Annotated in this window: 17 protein-coding genes; all 17 read left to right on the top strand. The window is 69.8% G+C overall.

Annotated features, from left to right (window positions below; all coding sequences use genetic code 11):
- Positions 1–49: 49 nt before the first annotated feature.
- Positions 50–688 (top strand): vitamin K epoxide reductase family protein, encoded by a 639-nt coding sequence (locus AB0D14_RS27975; protein WP_362784282.1) that lies wholly within the window; start codon positions 50–52, stop codon positions 686–688.
- 110 nt (positions 689–798) lie between these two features.
- A complete protein-coding gene (locus AB0D14_RS27970; RefSeq protein ID WP_362784279.1) occupies positions 799–2,157 on the top strand; it encodes a replication-associated recombination protein A in 1,359 nt (452 codons plus the stop codon).
- A gap of 336 nt (positions 2,158–2,493) precedes the next feature.
- Complete coding sequence (gene rpsD, locus AB0D14_RS27965; protein ID WP_164315037.1) at positions 2,494–3,108, top strand: 30S ribosomal protein S4; 615 nt, start codon at positions 2,494–2,496, stop codon at positions 3,106–3,108.
- A gap of 229 nt (positions 3,109–3,337) precedes the next feature.
- Positions 3,338–3,772 (top strand): DUF948 domain-containing protein, encoded by a 435-nt coding sequence (locus tag AB0D14_RS27960; RefSeq protein WP_362784275.1) that lies wholly within the window; start codon positions 3,338–3,340, stop codon positions 3,770–3,772.
- A gap of 7 nt (positions 3,773–3,779) precedes the next feature.
- Positions 3,780–4,148, top strand: coding sequence for a DUF6167 family protein (locus AB0D14_RS27955; protein WP_362784273.1), 369 nt, complete (start codon positions 3,780–3,782; stop codon positions 4,146–4,148).
- On the top strand, positions 4,148–6,820 hold the full coding sequence (gene alaS / locus AB0D14_RS27950) for an alanine--tRNA ligase (protein ID WP_362784270.1): 2,673 nt from the start codon (positions 4,148–4,150) through the stop codon (positions 6,818–6,820). Before AB0D14_RS27955 ends, alaS begins: the two co-directional genes overlap by 1 nt.
- Before the next feature lie 17 nt (positions 6,821–6,837).
- Positions 6,838–7,302 carry a Holliday junction resolvase RuvX gene (gene ruvX, locus AB0D14_RS27945; RefSeq protein WP_362784495.1) on the top strand — a complete coding sequence of 155 codons (465 nt, stop codon included), beginning with the start codon at positions 6,838–6,840 and terminating at the stop codon, positions 7,300–7,302.
- Positions 7,303–7,416: 114 nt separating this feature from the next.
- On the top strand, positions 7,417–9,198 hold the full coding sequence (gene mltG / locus AB0D14_RS27940; protein WP_362784268.1) for an endolytic transglycosylase MltG: 1,782 nt from the start codon (positions 7,417–7,419) through the stop codon (positions 9,196–9,198).
- On the top strand, positions 9,176–10,027 hold the full coding sequence (locus tag AB0D14_RS27935) for a shikimate dehydrogenase (protein ID WP_362784265.1): 852 nt from the start codon (positions 9,176–9,178) through the stop codon (positions 10,025–10,027). Before mltG ends, AB0D14_RS27935 begins: the two co-directional genes overlap by 23 nt.
- 69 nt (positions 10,028–10,096) lie before the next feature.
- The gene (locus AB0D14_RS27930; protein WP_362784263.1) at positions 10,097–10,366 is read left to right on the top strand and encodes a hypothetical protein; all 270 of its coding nucleotides are present in this window, start codon (positions 10,097–10,099) and stop codon (positions 10,364–10,366) included.
- A 179-nt stretch (positions 10,367–10,545) separates the two neighbouring features.
- Positions 10,546–11,730: a chorismate synthase gene (aroC, locus tag AB0D14_RS27925; RefSeq protein WP_362784260.1), complete on the top strand. Its 1,185-nt coding sequence runs from the start codon at positions 10,546–10,548 to the stop codon at positions 11,728–11,730.
- A 29-nt stretch (positions 11,731–11,759) separates the two neighbouring features.
- Positions 11,760–12,296 carry a shikimate kinase gene (locus AB0D14_RS27920; RefSeq protein WP_362784492.1) on the top strand — a complete coding sequence of 179 codons (537 nt, stop codon included), beginning with the start codon at positions 11,760–11,762 and terminating at the stop codon, positions 12,294–12,296.
- Positions 12,281–13,372: a 3-dehydroquinate synthase gene (gene aroB / locus AB0D14_RS27915; protein WP_362784258.1), complete on the top strand. Its 1,092-nt coding sequence runs from the start codon at positions 12,281–12,283 to the stop codon at positions 13,370–13,372. The genes AB0D14_RS27920 and aroB overlap by 16 nt, the downstream gene beginning before the upstream one ends.
- 165 nt (positions 13,373–13,537) lie before the next feature.
- Positions 13,538–14,467, top strand: a complete 930-nt coding sequence (locus AB0D14_RS27910) for a Pro-rich N-terminal domain-containing protein (RefSeq protein ID WP_362784255.1) — start codon at positions 13,538–13,540, stop codon at positions 14,465–14,467.
- A 189-nt stretch (positions 14,468–14,656) separates the two neighbouring features.
- Complete coding sequence (locus AB0D14_RS27905) at positions 14,657–15,775, top strand: aminopeptidase P family protein (protein ID WP_362784252.1); 1,119 nt, start codon at positions 14,657–14,659, stop codon at positions 15,773–15,775.
- Between the two features lie 95 nt (positions 15,776–15,870).
- On the top strand, positions 15,871–16,437 hold the full coding sequence (efp, locus tag AB0D14_RS27900) for an elongation factor P (RefSeq protein WP_362784249.1): 567 nt from the start codon (positions 15,871–15,873) through the stop codon (positions 16,435–16,437).
- Positions 16,438–16,439: 2 nt separating this feature from the next.
- Positions 16,440–16,874: a transcription antitermination factor NusB gene (nusB, locus tag AB0D14_RS27895; protein ID WP_362784246.1), complete on the top strand. Its 435-nt coding sequence runs from the start codon at positions 16,440–16,442 to the stop codon at positions 16,872–16,874.
- The last annotated feature ends 79 nt before the right edge of the window (positions 16,875–16,953 follow it).

Below are 16,953 nucleotides of genomic sequence, written 5' to 3'. Positions count from 1 at the left end.
GCACAATGACCGTGCCCGGAAGGCCCTCTCAAGCTACGGAAACGGCGTGATGAGCAAGACGACAGTCAGGGAAGGCGTCTCCAACGGCCAGGACGCCGCCGGAGCCCCGCGAGCCGTGGGCGGCGGCCGTTTCCTCGCGCTTCTGCTGGTGATCACCGGTGCGGCCGGGCTGCTGGCCTCCTGGGTCATCACCATCGACAAGTTCAAGCTGCTGGAGGACCCGAACTTCACGCCGGGCTGCAGCCTGAACCCGGTCGTTTCCTGCGGCAACATCATGAAGAGCGACCAGGCCTCCGTCTTCGGATTCCCCAACCCGATGCTGGGCCTCGTCGCCTACGGCATGGTGATCTGCGTCGGCATGAGCCTGTTCGGCCGGGCCGCCTTCCCGCGCTGGTACTGGCTGACCCTCAACGCGGGCACGTTGTTCGGCGTCGGATTCGTGACCTGGCTGCAGTACCAGTCGCTGTACAACATCAACTCGCTGTGCCTGTGGTGCTGCCTCGCCTGGGCCGCGACGATCATCATGTTCTGGACCGTGACCTCGCACAACGTCCGAAACGGCCTCCTGCCCGCGCCCGGCTGGCTGAAGGGGTTCCTCGCCGAGTTCGCCTGGGTGCTGCCGGTCATGCACATCGGGATCATCGGCATGCTGATCCTCACGCGCTGGTGGGACTTCTGGACCAGCTGACGCGCGACCGGCGGAGCCCCGCAGGGGGGATCCCGGGCAGATTCCCGGCAGATCCCTTGCGGGACAAGGGCGGGGCCGCTCTGTCAGTGGCGTGACATAGGGTTTCGCACGTGGAGCCCGACCTGTTTACCGCCGCAGCCGAAGAACGCCAGGAGAAGGACCCGTCCAGCAGTCCCCTGGCCGTACGGATGCGCCCGCGCACCCTCGACGAGGTCGAGGGCCAGCAGCATCTGCTGAAGCCGGGCTCACCCCTGCGCAGACTCGTCGGCGAGGGCGGCGGAGGCCCGGCCGGACCCTCCTCGGTGATCCTCTGGGGTCCGCCGGGCACCGGTAAGACGACCCTGGCGTACGTGGTCTCCAAGGCGACGAACAAGCGCTTCGTGGAGCTCTCCGCGATCACCGCGGGCGTCAAGGAGGTGCGCGCGGTCATCGAGAGCGCCCGCCGGGCCACGGGAGGCTTCGGCAAGGAGACCGTCCTCTTCCTCGACGAGATCCACCGCTTCAGCAAGGCCCAGCAGGACTCCCTGCTCCCGGCCGTGGAGAACCGCTGGGTGACGTTGATCGCGGCGACGACGGAGAACCCGTACTTCTCCATCATTTCTCCTCTGCTGTCCCGCTCGCTCCTCCTCACGCTCGAACCGCTCACGGACGACGACCTGCGGGGGCTGCTGCGCCGGGCGCTCACCGACGAGCGTGGCCTCAAGGGCGCCCTCGCCCTCCCCGAGGCCAGCGAGGAGCACCTCCTGCGGATCGCCGGCGGCGACGCCCGGCGTGCCCTCACCGCTCTGGAGGCTGCCGCCGGGGCCGCACTCGACAAGGGCGACGCCGAGATCACCCTCCAGACCCTGGAGGAGACCGTCGACCGGGCCGCGGTGAAGTACGACCGCGACGGCGACCAGCACTACGACGTGGCCAGCGCCCTGATCAAGTCCATCCGGGGCTCGGACGTCGACGCGGCGTTGCACTACCTGGCCCGGATGATCGAGGCCGGCGAGGATCCACGGTTCATCGCCCGCCGGCTGATGATCTCCGCCAGCGAGGACATCGGCCTCGCCGATCCGAACGCCTTGCCGACAGCCGTCGCGGCCGCTCAGGCCGTCGCCATGATCGGCTTCCCCGAGGCCGCGCTCACCCTCAGCCACGCCACCATCGCCCTCGCCCTGGCCCCGAAGTCGAACGCCGCGACGACAGCGATCGGCGCCGCCATGGAGGACGTACGCAAGGGCCACGCCGGCCCCGTGCCGATGCATCTGCGCGACGGGCACTACAAGGGCGCGGCCAAGCTCGGCCACGCGCAGGGGTACGTGTATCCGCACGACCTGCCCGAAGGCATCGCCGCCCAGCAGTACGCGCCCGAGGAGCTCAAGGACCGCGAGTACTACACGCCGACCCGGCACGGCGCCGAGGCGCGCTACGCGGACGCGGTCGCGTGGACCAGGAAACACCTGAAGGGCACAGGAAACACCTGAGGGCATCCGAGGGATCTCGGTCGAGAGCGGTCCTGAGCACCCTGTAGACTCGCCCGCAGTGCTGAGTCCCGTGTCCGACTCCGGTCGGCGCCTCAGGCGGGACATCCAGCCGGATCTTTCGATCCAGGAGCGTCGCGCACCGTTGTAGGTGTCGCGGGCAGCCCACCACCACCCGGAGTTCCGGGACCGGCCGGTGGGCCGTTCGTGTGCTGCACGTATGTGCCCAGCACAGGGGAGCGGCTGCCCGACATGTCCCTCGCGGACCTGACGGGAATCCCCGGCTGCGGATGCGACCTCCCGTAACCCTGAGGCAGCCGAAGAGAAGAAGGAAAAGAAGTGGCGAACCAGCCCCGCCCCAAGGTCAAGAAGTCGCGTGCCCTCGGCATCGCGCTGACCCCGAAGGCCGTCAAGTACTTCGAGGCCCGCCCTTACCCGCCCGGTGAGCACGGCCGTGGCCGCAAGCAGAACTCGGACTACAAGGTCCGTCTGCTGGAGAAGCAGCGTCTGCGCGCGCAGTACGACGTGTCCGAGCGCCAGCTCGTCCGCGCCTACGAGCGTGCCGCCAAGACGCAGGGCAAGACCGGTGAGGCCCTGGTCATCGAGCTGGAGCGGCGTCTCGACGCGCTGGTCCTGCGTTCGGGCATCGCCCGCACGATCTACCAGGCCCGCCAGATGGTCGTGCACGGCCACATCGAGGTCAACGGTGGCAAGGTCGACAAGCCGTCCTTCCGCGTCAGGCCCGACGACGTCGTGATGGTCCGCGAGCGCAGCCGCAGCAAGACGCTGTTCGAGGTTTCCCGCGCCGGTGGCTTCGCCCCCGACGGCGAGACCCCGCGCTACCTCCAGGTGAACCTCGGCGCCCTGGCGTTCCGCCTGGACCGCGAGCCGAACCGCAAGGAGATCCCGGTGATCTGCGACGAGCAGCTGGTCGTCGAGTACTACGCCCGCTGATTCGGCGTACACCGCACCACCGGCTTCGCGCCTGCTCCGGCCCGTCGCCCCGCCGCCCTTCCGGGTGGGCGAGGCGGCGGGTTCTCGCATGTCCGGGGGCGCCCGGGGATTCGCTGCCGGGTGCGGTCCCGGCGGGTGGTAATCCGGTACGAGGCGGCAGCTCCGGCGCGATAGGGTCGGGGGACGAATTTTTCGATGGTGAGGCACGAATCCAGGGAGCGGGTGCGCAGTGTCCGGTGGTGAGGTGGCCGGGATTCTGGTGGCCGTCTTCTGGGCGATCCTGGTCTCCTTCCTCGCGGTGGCACTCGCGAGGCTGGCCCAGACGCTCAGGGCGACCACCAAGCTCGTCGCGGACGTGACCGAACAGACGGTCCCGCTCCTCGCGGACGCTTCCGCCGCCGTGCGCTCCGCGCAGACCCAGATCGACCGGGTCGACGCCATCGCCTCCGACGTCCAGGAGGTCACGTCGAACGCGTCGGCGCTCTCCACGACCGTCGCATCGACCTTCGGCGGCCCACTGGTCAAGGTGGCGGCGTTCGGCTACGGCGTGCGCCGGGCCATGGGCGGCCGCCGCGAGGACGAGCCCGCCAAGCCCGCGCGTCGTACCGTGATCGTGGGCCGCACCGTCCCGTCGGCGCGACGGGGAAAGCGGAAGAAGGACTGACGCAGCGATGTTCCGCCGTACGTTCTGGTTCACCGCGGGCGCAGCCGCCGGTGTGTGGGCCACCACCAAGGTCAACCGCAAGATCAGGCAGCTGACGCCCGAGAGCCTCGCGGCCCAGGCCGCCAACAAGGCGCTCGAAGCGGGCCACCGCGTCAAGGACTTCGCGCTCGACGTCCGCCACGGCATGGCCCAGCGCGAGGCGGAACTGGGCGAGGTGCTCGGACTGAACGCCGATCCCGAACCGCCCTCCGCGCGCCGCGTCGCCGCCATCGAGAACAGCGACGACGCGAAGTACAGCAACGACCCGAAGTACCGCAAGAACCCGAAGTACGTCGAGGGGTCGACGTACTCGCACAACCGGAATGAGGACCACTGATGGAGTCGGCCGAGATTCGTCGCCGCTGGTTGAGCTTCTTCGAGGAGCGCGGGCACACCGTCGTCCCTTCGGCGTCGCTCATCGCGGACGATCCGACCCTGCTCCTGGTCCCGGCCGGCATGGTGCCCTTCAAGCCCTACTTCCTCGGTGAGGTCAAGCCCCCGTTCGCCCGTGCCACCAGCGTGCAGAAGTGTGTCCGGACGCCGGACATCGAGGAGGTCGGCAAGACCACCCGGCACGGCACGTTCTTCCAGATGTGCGGCAACTTCTCCTTCGGCGACTACTTCAAGGAAGGCGCCATCAAGTACGCCTGGGAGCTGCTCACCAGCCCCCAGGACAAGGGCGGTTACGGCCTGGAGCCCGAGAAGCTCTGGATCACCGTGTACCTGGAGGACGACGAGGCCGAGCGCATCTGGCACGAGGTCGTCGGCGTCCCCAAGGAGCGCATCCAGCGCCTCGGCAAGAAGGACAACTACTGGTCCATGGGCGTCCCGGGCCCCTGCGGTCCGTGTTCCGAGATCAACTACGACCGCGGCCCCGAGTTCGGAGTCGAGGGCGGCCCCGCCGTCAACGACGAGCGGTACGTGGAGATCTGGAACCTCGTCTTCATGCAGTACGAGCGCGGCGAGGGCACCTCGAAGGAGGACTTCGAGATCCTCGGCGACCTGCCGAGCCAGAACATCGACACCGGCCTCGGCCTGGAACGCCTCGCCATGATCCTGCAGGACGTGCAGAACCTGTACGAGATCGACACCTCCATGGCCGTCATCAAGAAGGCCACCGAGCTGACCGGCATCGAGTACGGCGCCGCCCAGGGCTCCGACGTCTCGCTGCGCGTGGTCACCGACCACATGCGGACGTCCGTGATGCTCATCGGCGACGGCGTCTCGCCGGGCAACGAGGGCCGCGGCTATGTGCTGCGCCGCATCATGCGCCGCGCCATCCGCAACATGCGCCTGCTCGGCGCCACCGGCCCGGTCGTCCAGGACCTCGTCGACGTCGTGATCGAGATGATGGGCCGGCAGTACCCCGAGCTCGTCAGCGACCGGCGGCGCATCGAGACCGTGGCCCTCGCCGAGGAGGCCGCCTTCCTCAAGGCCCTCAAGGGCGGCACCAACATCCTCGACACCGCCGTCACGGAGACCAGGGCCGCCGGCGGCCAGGTCCTGTCCGGCGACAAGGCCTTCCTGCTCCACGACACCTGGGGCTTCCCCATCGACCTCACCCTGGAGATGGCCGCCGAACAGGGCCTTTCCGTGGACGAGGACGGTTTCCGGCGCCTCATGAAGGAGCAGCGGGAGCGCGCCAAGGCCGACGCCCGGGCCAAGAAGACCGGCCACGCCGACATGGGCGCGTACCGCGAGATCGCCGACGCCGCCGGCGAGACCGACTTCATCGGCTACGCGAGCACCGAGGGTGAGTCCACGGTCGTCGGCATCCTCGTCGACGGCGCCGCCTCGCCCGCCGCCACCGAGGGCGACGAGGTCGAGATCGTCCTCGACCGCACCCCGTTCTACGCCGAGGGCGGTGGCCAGATCGGTGACACCGGCCGCATCAGGATCGACACCGGCGCCGTGATCGAGATCCGCGACTGCCAGAAGCCGGTCCCCGGGGTGTACGTCCACAAGGGCGTCGTCCAGGTCGGCGAGGTGACCGTCGGTGCCAAGGCCCAGGCCGTCATCGACGTGCGCCGCCGCACCGCCATCGCCCGCGCCCACTCGGCCACGCACCTCACCCACCAGGCCCTGCGCGACGCCCTCGGCCCGACGGCCGCCCAGGCCGGTTCCGAGAACCAGCCCGGCCGCTTCCGCTTCGACTTCGGCTCCCCGGCCGCCGTACCCACGGCCGTGATGACGGACGTCGAGCAGAAGATCAACGAGGTGCTCACCCGCGACCTGGACGTCCACGCCGAGATCCTGAGCATCGACGAGGCCAAGAAGCAGGGCGCCATCGCCGAGTTCGGCGAGAAGTACGGCGAGCGCGTCCGGGTCGTCACCATCGGCGACTTCTCCAAGGAGCTGTGCGGCGGCACGCACGTGCACAACACCTCCCAGCTCGGCCTGGTGAAGCTGCTCGGCGAGTCGTCGATCGGTTCGGGTGTACGCCGTATCGAGGCGCTGGTCGGTGTCGACGCCTACAACTTCCTCGCCCGCGAGCACACGGTCGTCGCCCAGCTCCAGGAGCTGATCAAGGGCCGTCCGGAGGAGCTTCCCGAGAAGGTCTCGGCCATGCTCGGCAAGCTGAAGGACGCCGAGAAGGAGATCGAGAAGTTCCGCGCGGAAAAGGTCCTCCAGGCCGCCGCCGGTCTCGCCGGGTCCGCCAAGGACGTACGGGGCATCGCGCTGGTCACCGGCCAGGTGCCGGACGGCACGAGCGCCGACGACCTGCGCAGGCTGGTCCTCGACGTGCGCGGCCGCATCCAGGGCGGACGTGCTGCCGTGGTAGCCCTGTTCAGCACGGTGGGCGGCAAGCCGCTGACGGTCATCGCCACCAACGAGGCCGCCCGCGAGCGCGGTCTCAAGGCCGGTGACCTGGTGCGTACGGCTGCCAAGACCCTCGGCGGCGGCGGTGGCGGCAAGCCCGACGTCGCCCAGGGCGGCGGCCAGAACCCGGCCGCCATCGGTGAGGCCACCGACGCCGTCGAGCGCCTCGTGGCCGAGACCGCCAAGTGAGCGACGGCGAGCGGGTCATGCGCCGCGGTCGCCGTCTCGCCGTCGACGTCGGGGACGCCCGGATCGGGGTCGCCTCGTGCGACCCCGACGGGATCCTCGCCACCCCGGTGGAGACCGTGCCGGGGCGGGACGTCCCGGCCGCCCATCGGCGGCTGCGGCAACTCGTCGAGGAGTACGAACCGATCGAGGTCGTCGTCGGTCTCCCGCGTTCACTCAAGGGGGGCGAGGGCCCGGCCGCCGTCAAGGTCCGGGCCTTCGCGCAGGACCTCGCTCGGGGCATCGCCCCCGTTCCGGTGCGGCTCGTGGACGAGAGGATGACCACAGTGACGGCCAGTCAGGGACTGCGCGCCTCGGGCGTGAAGACCAAGAAGGGCAGATCGGTCATCGACCAGGTGGCGGCCGTGATCATCCTCCAGCAGGCACTGGAGTCCGAACGGGCGTCAGGTACCTCCCCGGGCGAGGGCGTCGAAGTGGTCATCTGATCGCGGTACGGTAACGTTCCGCGCGATGCGGTGGTGTTCGAATAGCCTCCGCACAGAAGAGAGGCGGACGGTAGCCGAGCTCAGCCACCGCCGTCTCGCGGCTCTAGGGGATCGATGACCGAGTATGGCCGGGGCCCTGGCTCCGAACCGTGGCATCCCGAGGACCCGTTGTACGGGGACGGCGGATGGGGAGGACAGGAGGCCCAGGCGGCCCAGTCCCCCTACGGCGGCCAGCCGCAGCACCATCCGGAGCAGCAGCAGTACGGCGACTGGGGCACGGGCGGGCAGCCCGGCTACGACCATGAGCAACAACAGTACGTCCAGGGCCAGCAGCAGTACGACGGTCATTCTCCGCAGCAGTACAACGGCCAGGGTGGGCAGGGCTACCACAACCAGGGCGGCCAGCAGTACGACCAGAACGGTCAGCCGTACGACGGCGGCGGCTGGAACCCTGGCCAGCAGTACCAGCCGCAGCAGCAGGTCCCGTACAGCGGTGACCCGAACGACCCCTACGGCGGCCAGGCCGCGGCGTACGGCGGTCAGCAGGCCGACTACTACGGGACCCCCGACGCGTATCCGCCGCCGGAACCGCCGAGTCGCCGCGGTGCCGAACCGGAACCGCAGCGGACCGACTGGGACCCGGGCCCGGACCAGGGCGAGCACGCGTTCTTCGCGGGCGGTGACGACGACGAGGACGACACCGGCGACGACACCGGCGACGACCCGCAGGACGGGCGGCGTGGCAAAGGCGGTAAAGGGAGCAAGGGCAAAGGCAAGAGTAAGGGAAAGAGTAAAGGCAAGGGCGAGGGCGAGAAGAAGCGCCGGAGCGGCTGTGCCTGTCTGGTCGTTTCCCTCGTCCTCACCTCGGTGATCGGCGGCGCCGGATATTTCGGCTACCAGTTCTACCAGAGCCGTTTCGGCTCGGCCCCGGACTATGCGGGCGACGGTACGGGCGAACAGGTGACCGTCGTGATTCCCAAGGGCGCCTTCGGATCTGTGATCGGCCAGCGGCTGAAGGCGGCCGGCGTCGTAAGAAGTGTGGACGCTTTCGTGACGGCGCAGTCGCAGAACTCGGACGGGGACAAGATTCAGGCGGGTTCCTATCTGCTGAAGAAGCAGATGTCCGCAGAAAGCGCTGTCTCGTTGATGCTCGACCCCAAGAGCCAGAACAAGCTGGTGGTCAGGGAGGGGCAGCGCAACGTCACGGTGTACGCGGCGATCGACAAGCAGCTGGGGCTTTCCAAGGGCAGTACCGCGGACGTCGCCAAAAAGAAGTACAACAGCCTCGGGCTTCCGGACTGGGCGAACGACGACAGTGACATCAAGGATCCGCTGGAAGGATTCCTCTATCCGGCGACCTACCCCGCGGACAAGGATATGAAGCCCGAGGCCGTCCTGAAGCAAATGGTGTCGCAGGCCAAGGAGAAGTACGCCGAGTACGACGTGGAGGCGAAGGCCGAGGGTCTCGGTCTCGACGACCCGCTGCAGGTCGTCACGGTGGCGAGCCTCGTCCAGGCCGAGGGCATCACGCACGACGACTTCAAGAAGATGGCATCCGTCGTCTACAACCGGCTGAAGACGACGAACAACGTCACCAACCAGAAACTCGAGTTCGACTCGACGTACAACTACCTCAAGGGTCAGAGCAAGATCGATATCTCCGTCGACGAGATTCGCAACTTCGACGACCCCTACAACACGTACTTCTACAAGGGTCTTCCGCCCGGTCCGATCGGAAATCCGGGCGACGACGCGCTGAAGGCGGCGCTGAAACCGGACGACGGTGCGTGGATTTTCTTCATCTCCATCGACGGCAAGAAGACGGACTTCACCAAGACCTTGGCCGATCACGAGAAGTTGGTTCAGAAATTCAATGAACGGCGCAACAAGGACTGACGGGGGCCGGCGGTGCCGAGCCGCCGTTCTCGGCTCCCCGATCGACCATTCCCTTTCCCCGGTACTGCATCGCGCCGCGTACGAGGAACTGGGTCTGGACAATTGGTCGTACGACCGCTTCGACATCGACGAGGCGGCGCTGCCCGAATTCGTCGGGAAACTCGGTCCCGAGTGGGCCGGACTCTCGCTGACGATGCCGCTGAAGCGGTCGGTGATTCCGCTGCTCGACAGGATCAGTGACACCGCGGCCTCCGTCGAGGCCGTGAACACGGTGGTGTTCACCGAGGACGGGCGCCGCGTCGGCGACAACACCGACATCCCCGGGATCGTCGCCGCCCTGCGCGAGACGGGCATCGAGCAAGTGGACTCCGCGGCGATTCTCGGCGCGGGCGCCACCGCCTCCTCCGCGCTGGCCGCGCTCGCCCGTGTCTGCACGGGCGAGGTCGTCGCGTACGTCCGCAGTGCGGCGCGCGCCGCCGAGATGCGGCAATGGGGCGAGCGGCTCGACATCGAGGTGCGTACGGCCGACTGGGCGGACGCCGGGCGGGCGCTGAGCGCCCCACTGGTGATCGCGACCACCCCGGCGGGCACCACCGACGCACTCGCCTCGTCCGTCCCCGAGCGGCCCGCCACCCTCTTCGACGTCCTGTACGACCCGTGGCCGACCGACCTGGCGGCACGCTGGTCCGCCTACGGAGGCGCCGTCGTCAGCGGCCTCGACCTGCTTGTACACCAGGCGGTCCTCCAAGTCGAGCAGATGACGGGCCTGACTCCGGCCCCGATCGGCACCATGCGAACAGCGGGGGAGAAGTCCCTCGCGGCCAGGTAGGGCCGACAGCTAGGATCCGGTTTTCGATTCCGCAGGGGGCGGCGTCGGGGGAATCGGGGGGACTGATCCATGTACGTGACACAGGCGGGCTGGAAGTCGGAGATCTTCCAGGTGACGGTCGGGTTCCTGCCGGACTGGGCGAAGGGCACCGCGCTCGGACTCGTGGCGCTCGGGTTCCTCACGCTCTGGACCGTCAAGCTGAAGCGCAAGCTCGCCTACCACCGGGCGGTGCGCTCGGGGCAGCCCATTCCCGCGGCGGCACGGTACGCGCAGGGCCGCGGCACCGACTATCTGGGCTCGTACGCCCCACAGCCCCGGCCGGACGACACCTCGGCGTGACGCGAGCGCGCCGGGGCCCGCGTCCGCCTGGTGGACCTGGGGCCGGGCAGAGAACGCGGACGTGGGACAATCCGAGGCGGCGGGCCAGGGCCGCGCACCCGGTCGCGCCGCCGCCGTACGCGAGGACGCGCGTACGCGAAGGAGCACGCAGCACCAGGGCGCGAGCATGAGGAGCACCGTTGAGCAGGTTGCGCTGGCTGACCGCCGGGGAGTCCCACGGTCCCGCACTGGTGGCGACGTTGGAGGGTCTTCCCGCCGGCGTGCCGATCACCACGGACATGGTGGCGGACCACCTGGCCCGGCGGCGTCTGGGCTACGGGCGCGGTGCGCGGATGAAGTTCGAGCGGGACGAGGTCACCTTCCTGGGCGGGGTCCGTCACGGTCTCACCCTCGGATCGCCGGTCGCGGTGATGGTCGGCAACACGGAGTGGCCCAAGTGGGAACAGGTGATGGCGGCCGACCCGGTCGATCCGAAGATCCTCGGTGAACTGGCGCGCAACGCCCCGCTGACCCGGCCGAGGCCCGGCCACGCCGACCTCGCCGGAATGCAGAAGTACGGGTTCGACGAGGCGCGGCCGATCCTGGAGCGGGCGTCCGCGCGGGAGACGGCGGCGCGGGTGGCGCTGGGCGCGGTGGCCCGTTCGTACCTGAAGGAGACCGCCGGTATCGAGGTGCTCTCGCACGTGGTGGAGCTGGCGGCGGCGAAGGCCCCGTACGGCGTCCTCCCGACGCCCGCCGATGTCGGGAAGCTGGACGCGGACCCGGTGCGCTGCCTGGACGCGGACGCCTCGAAGGCGATGGTCGCGGAGATCGACCAGGCCCACAAGGACGGCGACACGCTCGGCGGAGTGGTCGAGGTCCTGGCGTACGGCGTGCCCGTGGGACTGGGCTCGCACGTGCACTGGGACCGCCGCCTCGACGCCCGGCTGGCGGCGGCGCTGATGGGCATCCAGGCGATCAAGGGCGTGGAGGTCGGCGACGGCTTCGACCTCGCGCGGGTGCCGGGTTCCAAGGCGCACGACGAGATCGTCCACACCGACGAGGGCATCCGGCGCACCTCGGGCCGCTCCGGTGGCACCGAGGGCGGTCTGACGACGGGTGAACTGCTGCGTGTGCGAGCGGCGATGAAGCCCATCGCCACGGTGCCGCGTGCCCTGGCGACCATCGACGTGGCGACCGGCGAGGCGACCAAGGCTCATCACCAGCGCTCGGACGTGTGCGCGGTGCCGGCGGCGGGGATCGTCGCCGAGGCGATGGTCGCGCTGGTCCTGGCGGACGCCGTGGCGGAGAAGTTCGGCGGCGACAGCGTGCCCGAGACCCGGCGCAACGTCGAGTCCTACCTCAAGCACCTGGTCGTACGGTGACCGGCCCCAGGGTCGTCCTGGTCGGCCCGATGGGGGTCGGCAAGTCCACCGTCGGCGCGCTGCTCGCGGAGCGGCTCGGCTGCCGCTTCCGGGACACCGACGAGAACATCGTGGCCGAGCAGGGCCGCACCATCGCGGACATCTTCGTGGACGAGGGTGAACCGGTCTTCCGCGCCATCGAGAAGCAGGCCGTGCGGCGGGCACTCGCGGAACACGACGGCGTCCTGGCACTGGGCGGCGGTTCCGTCCTCGACGCGGACACCCGGGCGCTGCTCGCCGGACAGCCCGTCGTGTACCTCTCGATGGACGTCGAGGAAGCGGTACAGCGCACCGGTCTGAACGCGGCCCGCCCGCTGCTCGCGGTCAACCCGCGCCGGACGTGGCGTGAGTTGATGGACGCCCGCCGGCCCTTGTACGGCGAGGTCGCGAGCGCCGTGGTGGCCACCGACGGCCGTACTCCCGAAGAGGTCACCCGAGCGGTCCTCGACGCACTGGAGTTGAAGACCGCATCTTCCGGGGAAGAATCCCCGGACCCCCGGCAGGAGGACACATGGCGGACCAGGTGACAAGGATCCACGTCGGCGGCACGGCGGGCAGCGAGCCGTACGAGGTCCTGGTCGGCCGCCAACTGCTCGGTGAGCTGGGCCAGTTGGTGGGGGAGAGGACCAAGCGGGTCGCGGTGATCCACCCCGAGGCGCTCGCGGAGACCGGTGACGCGCTCCGCGCCGACCTGGCCGGACAGGGCTTCGAGGCGGTCGCCATCCAGGTACCCAACGCGGAGGAGGCCAAGACCGCCGAGGTCGCCGCGTACTGCTGGAAGGCGCTCGGGCAGTCCGGCTTCACCCGCACCGACGTGATCATCGGTGTCGGCGGCGGGTCCACCACCGACCTGGCGGGGTTCGTCGCGGCGACCTGGCTGCGCGGGGTGCGCTGGATCGCCATCCCCACCACCGTGCTGGCCATGGTGGACGCGGCGGTCGGCGGGAAGACCGGCATCAACACCGCCGAGGGCAAGAACCTGGTCGGCGCCTTCCACCCGCCCGCGGGTGTGCTGTGCGACCTCGCCGCGCTCGACTCGCTGCCGGTCCATGACTTCGTGTCGGGGCTCGCCGAGATCATCAAGGCCGGTTTCATCGCCGACCCGGAGATCCTCGGGCTCATCGAGGCCGACCCGCAGGGCGCCCGTACACCCGCCGGGCCGCACACCGCCGAGCTGATCGAACGCTCCATCAGGGTCAAGGCCGAGGTCGTCTCGTCCGACCTGAAGGAGTCCGGGCTGCGCGAGATCCTCAACTACGGGCACACCCTCGCCCACGCCATCGAGAAGAACGAGCGCTACGAGTGGCGGCACGGCGCGGCGGTCGCGGTCGGTATGCACTTCGCGGCCGAACTGGGCCGCCTCGCGGGGCGGCTCGACGACATCACCGCGGACCGGCACCGCACGATCCTGGAGTCCGTCGGGCTGCCGCTGAGCTACCGCTACGACCAGTGGCCGAAGCTCCTGGAGAACATGAAGGTCGACAAGAAGTCCCGAGGCGACCTGCTCCGCTTCATCGTCCTCGACGGACTGGCCAAGCCGACCGTCCTGGAGGGCCCCGACCCGGCGGTGCTCCTCGCCGCCTACGGCGAAGTGGGCGAATAACCCCCGCAGGCGGTACTTGGGTCGATTTGCCTTGTGTCGATGGGCACTTCGGACCGTTCCCGGCCGTTCACCAAACGGCGGCCGGGGACGGTACCGTTCGGTAGGGAGCGGGGTAGGTGCCTCGCTGCCAGCGCCCATTGCCTGTACGAGACGGAGTGGCACCGGATGCAGCACGCAGTGGGGCCTCCGCTGCCGCCGCCCCATCAGCCGGGGCACGGACCGGCCGCCGGCTGGCCGGGGGCCGCACCACAGCCGGGAGCGCACCACCCGGGCCCACCCGTCGGCGCGCCCCCGGGACCGCCCCCGCGGCCGGCGCCGGTGAACCCGCCCGCGGGTCCGCCGCCGGCCTTCGCCGGAGCGCATCCCGGGCCCGCCGCCCCGCACCCGCCGGGCCACCCGCCCGCGCCGCATCACGCGGTCCCGCACCACGTTCCCGTACCGCCGACGCCGGACACCACGGGCCATGTCCAGCTGCCGCCGGGCGGTCCTGTCCCGATGCCGAGCGCGCCGCCCGCGGCCGGCACACCCGATCCGACGTCCACGACGCTCGCCGTGCTGCTCATCGGGCCCGCGGGCGCGGGCAAGACCAGCGTCGCCAAGTACTGGGCCGACCACCGCAGGGTGCCCACGGCGCACATCAGCCTGGACGATGTGCGCGAATGGGTGCGCTCGGGCTTCGCCGACCCGCAGTCGGGCTGGAACGACATGTCGGAGGCGCAGTATCGTCTCGCCCGCCGCACCTGCGGCTTCGCGGCCCGCAACTTCCTGGCCAACAACATCTCCTGCGTCCTCGACGACGCCGTCTTTCCCGACCGGCCCGTCGTGGGCCTCGGCGGCTGGAAGCGGCACGTCGGGCCCGGCCTGCTGCCGGTCGTCCTCCTGCCGGGCCTCGAAATAGTCCTGGAGCGCAACGCGGCGCGCTCCGGAAACCGCCGTCTCACCGACGAGGAGGTGGCCCGCATCCACGGCCGGATGGCCGGCTGGTACGGGTCGGGCCTGCCGATCATCGACAACTCCCAGCTCGACGTCCCACAGACGGCCCGAGTCCTGGACGACGTACTGGCGAGGTCGATCGCCAGCCCGCCCCAGTGGTAGCCACAGCCCCCTGAGAGGTACGCCCCAACGAGCCCGCACCGGCTCTCCCAGGGGCGCGGGGAACTGCGCGATCAACCCCCACCGGCCCGCACCCGGCAAACAACCTCCCGCCGCAGCGCGCTGCGCGCAGCGCACCCGCTCGGGCCCCTCAAACCGGCGCGAACCGGGCGAATCCCATACGCTCGCCCCATGTTCGAGGTGTACGAGACCCGCCGAGCGCGGCTACGGGAACGCTGCAACGCAAGCGGCAGCGCCTCCGCGCTGGTCACGCGCCCAGCCAACGTCCGCTACCTCACGGGCGCCGCGCCACAGGGCGCGGTTCTCCTGCTGGGCAGGACGCAGGACCTGCTCGTGTACGGCGCCCCGCCCGGAACGCCACCCCAGGCCGCGGCCGGAGAGGGCCGTCCTGACGAGGCCCTCCGGGTCCACGCGGTGCCGAGTCCCGGAGGCGACCCCGCTGTCGCAGCCGCCGGCCTCGCTGTGTCGCAGGGTGCCGAATCCCTCGCGGTCGAGGAGCACCACCTGACCGTGGGCCGACACCGGGCGATCGCCTCGGTGGCCCCCGGACTGCGCCTCGCAGACGTCGGCGCGGCCGTCGAACAGCTGCGTGTGGTCAAGGACGAGGAGGAGATCGCCTGTCTGCGCATCGGCGCGGAGATCGCCGACCAGGCCCTGGGCGAACTCCTGGAGTCGATCCTCGTCGGCCGCACCGAACGGCACCTCGCGCTGGAACTGGAACGCCGCCTCGTCGACCACGGCGCCGACGGACCGGCCTTCAGGACGTCGGTCGGCACGGGGCCGCACTCCGGGCGCCGCGGGCACCGGCCCACCGACCGCCGGGTCGAGGAGGGAGATTTCCTCTCCGTCTGCCTCGGTGCGACCTACCGCGGATACCGCTGCGAGATCGGCCGTACCTTCGTCATCGGCACCTCGCCCGCCGACTGGCAGATCGAGCTGTACGACCTCGTCTTCGCATCCCAGCGGGCCGGCCGCGAAGCCCTGGTGCCCGGCGCCGCCTACCGTGAAGTGGACCGCGCGGCCCGCCAGGTGCTGGACTCCGCGGGGTACACGGAGGGCCTCCCGGCGTCGACCGGACACGGTGTGGGGCTCGAAATCGACGAGGAGCCGCAGTTGGCTCCCGCGGCCATGGGTAAACTGGACGCTTGCGTGCCGGTCACCGTCGAACCGGGGGTCCACCTCCCGGGCCGGGGCGGCGTCCGGATCGATGACACGCTCGTCGTGCGCCCTGAGGCGGACGGCGGACCCGAGCTACTCACCATCACGACCAAGGAACTGCTCGCGCTCTAGTTTCGAAAGCTTCGAATGCCTTCACCGCTTCGACTGCTTCGAGCTGTGCGCGTGCCACCGGGGTCGTCCACGTCAGTCCAGGAGATTCCGCAACCGTGGCTTCCACGAACGACCTCAAGAACGGCCTGGTGCTCAAGCTCGACGGAGGCCAGCTCTGGTCCGTCGTCGAGTTTCAGCACGTCAAGCCCGGCAAGGGCCCGGCCTTCGTGCGTACCAAGCTGAAGAACGTGCTTTCCGGCAAGGTCGTCGACAAGACGTTCAACGCCGGCGTCAAGGTCGAGACGGCCACTGTCGACAAGCGCGACATGCAGTTCTCGTACATGGACGGCGAGTACTTCGTCTTCATGGACATGCAGACCTACGATCAGCTCATGGTCGACCGCAAGGCCGTCGGCGACTCCGCCAACTTCCTGATCGAGGGCTTCACCGCCACCGTGGCGCAGCACGAGGGCGAGGTGCTCTTCGTCGAGATGCCGGCCGCCGTCGAGCTCGTCGTCCAGGAGACCGAGCCGGGCGTCCAGGGCGACCGCTCCACGGGTGGCACCAAGCCCGCCACCCTGGAGACCGGTCACCAGATCAACGTCCCGCTCTTCATCACCACCGGTGAGAAGATCAAGGTCGACACCCGCACGAGCGACTACCTCGGCCGGGTGAACAGCTAACCGTGGCTGCCCGCAATACGGCCCGCAAACGTGCCTTCCAGATCCTCTTCGAGGGTGACCAGCGAGACGTCGACGTCCAGACGGTCCTCGCGGACTGGATCCGGCACTCCAGGACCGACACCCGGCAGCCGCCGGTGAGCGAGTTCACGATGCAGCTCGTCGAGGGCTACGCGAACTACGCGCGGCGCATCGACGAGCTGATCTCGCAGTACGCCGTCGACTGGACGCTCGACAGGATGCCGGTCGTCGACCGCAACATCCTGCGCCTTGGCGCGTACGAACTGATCTGGGTGGACGAGACCCCGGACGCGGTCGTACTCGACGAGTCGGTGCAGCTCGCCAAGGAGTTCTCCACGGACGAGTCGCCCGCCTTCGTGAACGGCCTGCTCGGCCGTTTCAAGGAGCTCAAGTCGTCGCTGCGGCGCGACGAGGGCTGAGCCCCAGCGGCTCCGCCCCCTGCAAGGAACGCCGGAGGGCCCCCAGCATCGCGCTGGGGGCCCTCCGGCGTTCCCGTAC

Origin of the sequence: Streptomyces sp. NPDC048484, from assembly GCF_040651415.1 — a bacterium.
In the GTDB taxonomy this organism is placed as follows: domain Bacteria; phylum Actinomycetota; class Actinomycetes; order Streptomycetales; family Streptomycetaceae; genus Streptomyces.
This window is presented reverse-complemented; position numbering and strand designations above follow the sequence as displayed.

What these genes read in the sequence shown, in the direction of transcription:
- AB0D14_RS27975 (WP_362784282.1), top strand. Translation starts at nt 50, where the DNA reads ATGAGCAAGACGACAGTCAGGGAAGGCGTCTCCAACGGCCAGGACGCC.
- AB0D14_RS27955 (WP_362784273.1), top strand. Translation starts at nt 3,780, where the DNA reads ATGTTCCGCCGTACGTTCTGGTTCACCGCGGGCGCAGCCGCCGGTGTG.
- alaS (WP_362784270.1), top strand. Translation starts at nt 4,148, where the DNA reads ATGGAGTCGGCCGAGATTCGTCGCCGCTGGTTGAGCTTCTTCGAGGAG.
- ruvX (WP_362784495.1), top strand. Translation starts at nt 6,838, where the DNA reads ATGCGCCGCGGTCGCCGTCTCGCCGTCGACGTCGGGGACGCCCGGATC.
- mltG (WP_362784268.1), top strand. Translation starts at nt 7,417, where the DNA reads ATGACCGAGTATGGCCGGGGCCCTGGCTCCGAACCGTGGCATCCCGAG.
- AB0D14_RS27935 (WP_362784265.1), top strand. Translation starts at nt 9,176, where the DNA reads ATGAACGGCGCAACAAGGACTGACGGGGGCCGGCGGTGCCGAGCCGCC.
- AB0D14_RS27930 (WP_362784263.1), top strand. Translation starts at nt 10,097, where the DNA reads ATGTACGTGACACAGGCGGGCTGGAAGTCGGAGATCTTCCAGGTGACG.
- AB0D14_RS27920 (WP_362784492.1), top strand. Translation starts at nt 11,760, where the DNA reads ATGGGGGTCGGCAAGTCCACCGTCGGCGCGCTGCTCGCGGAGCGGCTC.
- aroB (WP_362784258.1), top strand. Translation starts at nt 12,281, where the DNA reads ATGGCGGACCAGGTGACAAGGATCCACGTCGGCGGCACGGCGGGCAGC.
- AB0D14_RS27910 (WP_362784255.1), top strand. Translation starts at nt 13,538, where the DNA reads ATGCAGCACGCAGTGGGGCCTCCGCTGCCGCCGCCCCATCAGCCGGGG.
- AB0D14_RS27905 (WP_362784252.1), top strand. Translation starts at nt 14,657, where the DNA reads ATGTTCGAGGTGTACGAGACCCGCCGAGCGCGGCTACGGGAACGCTGC.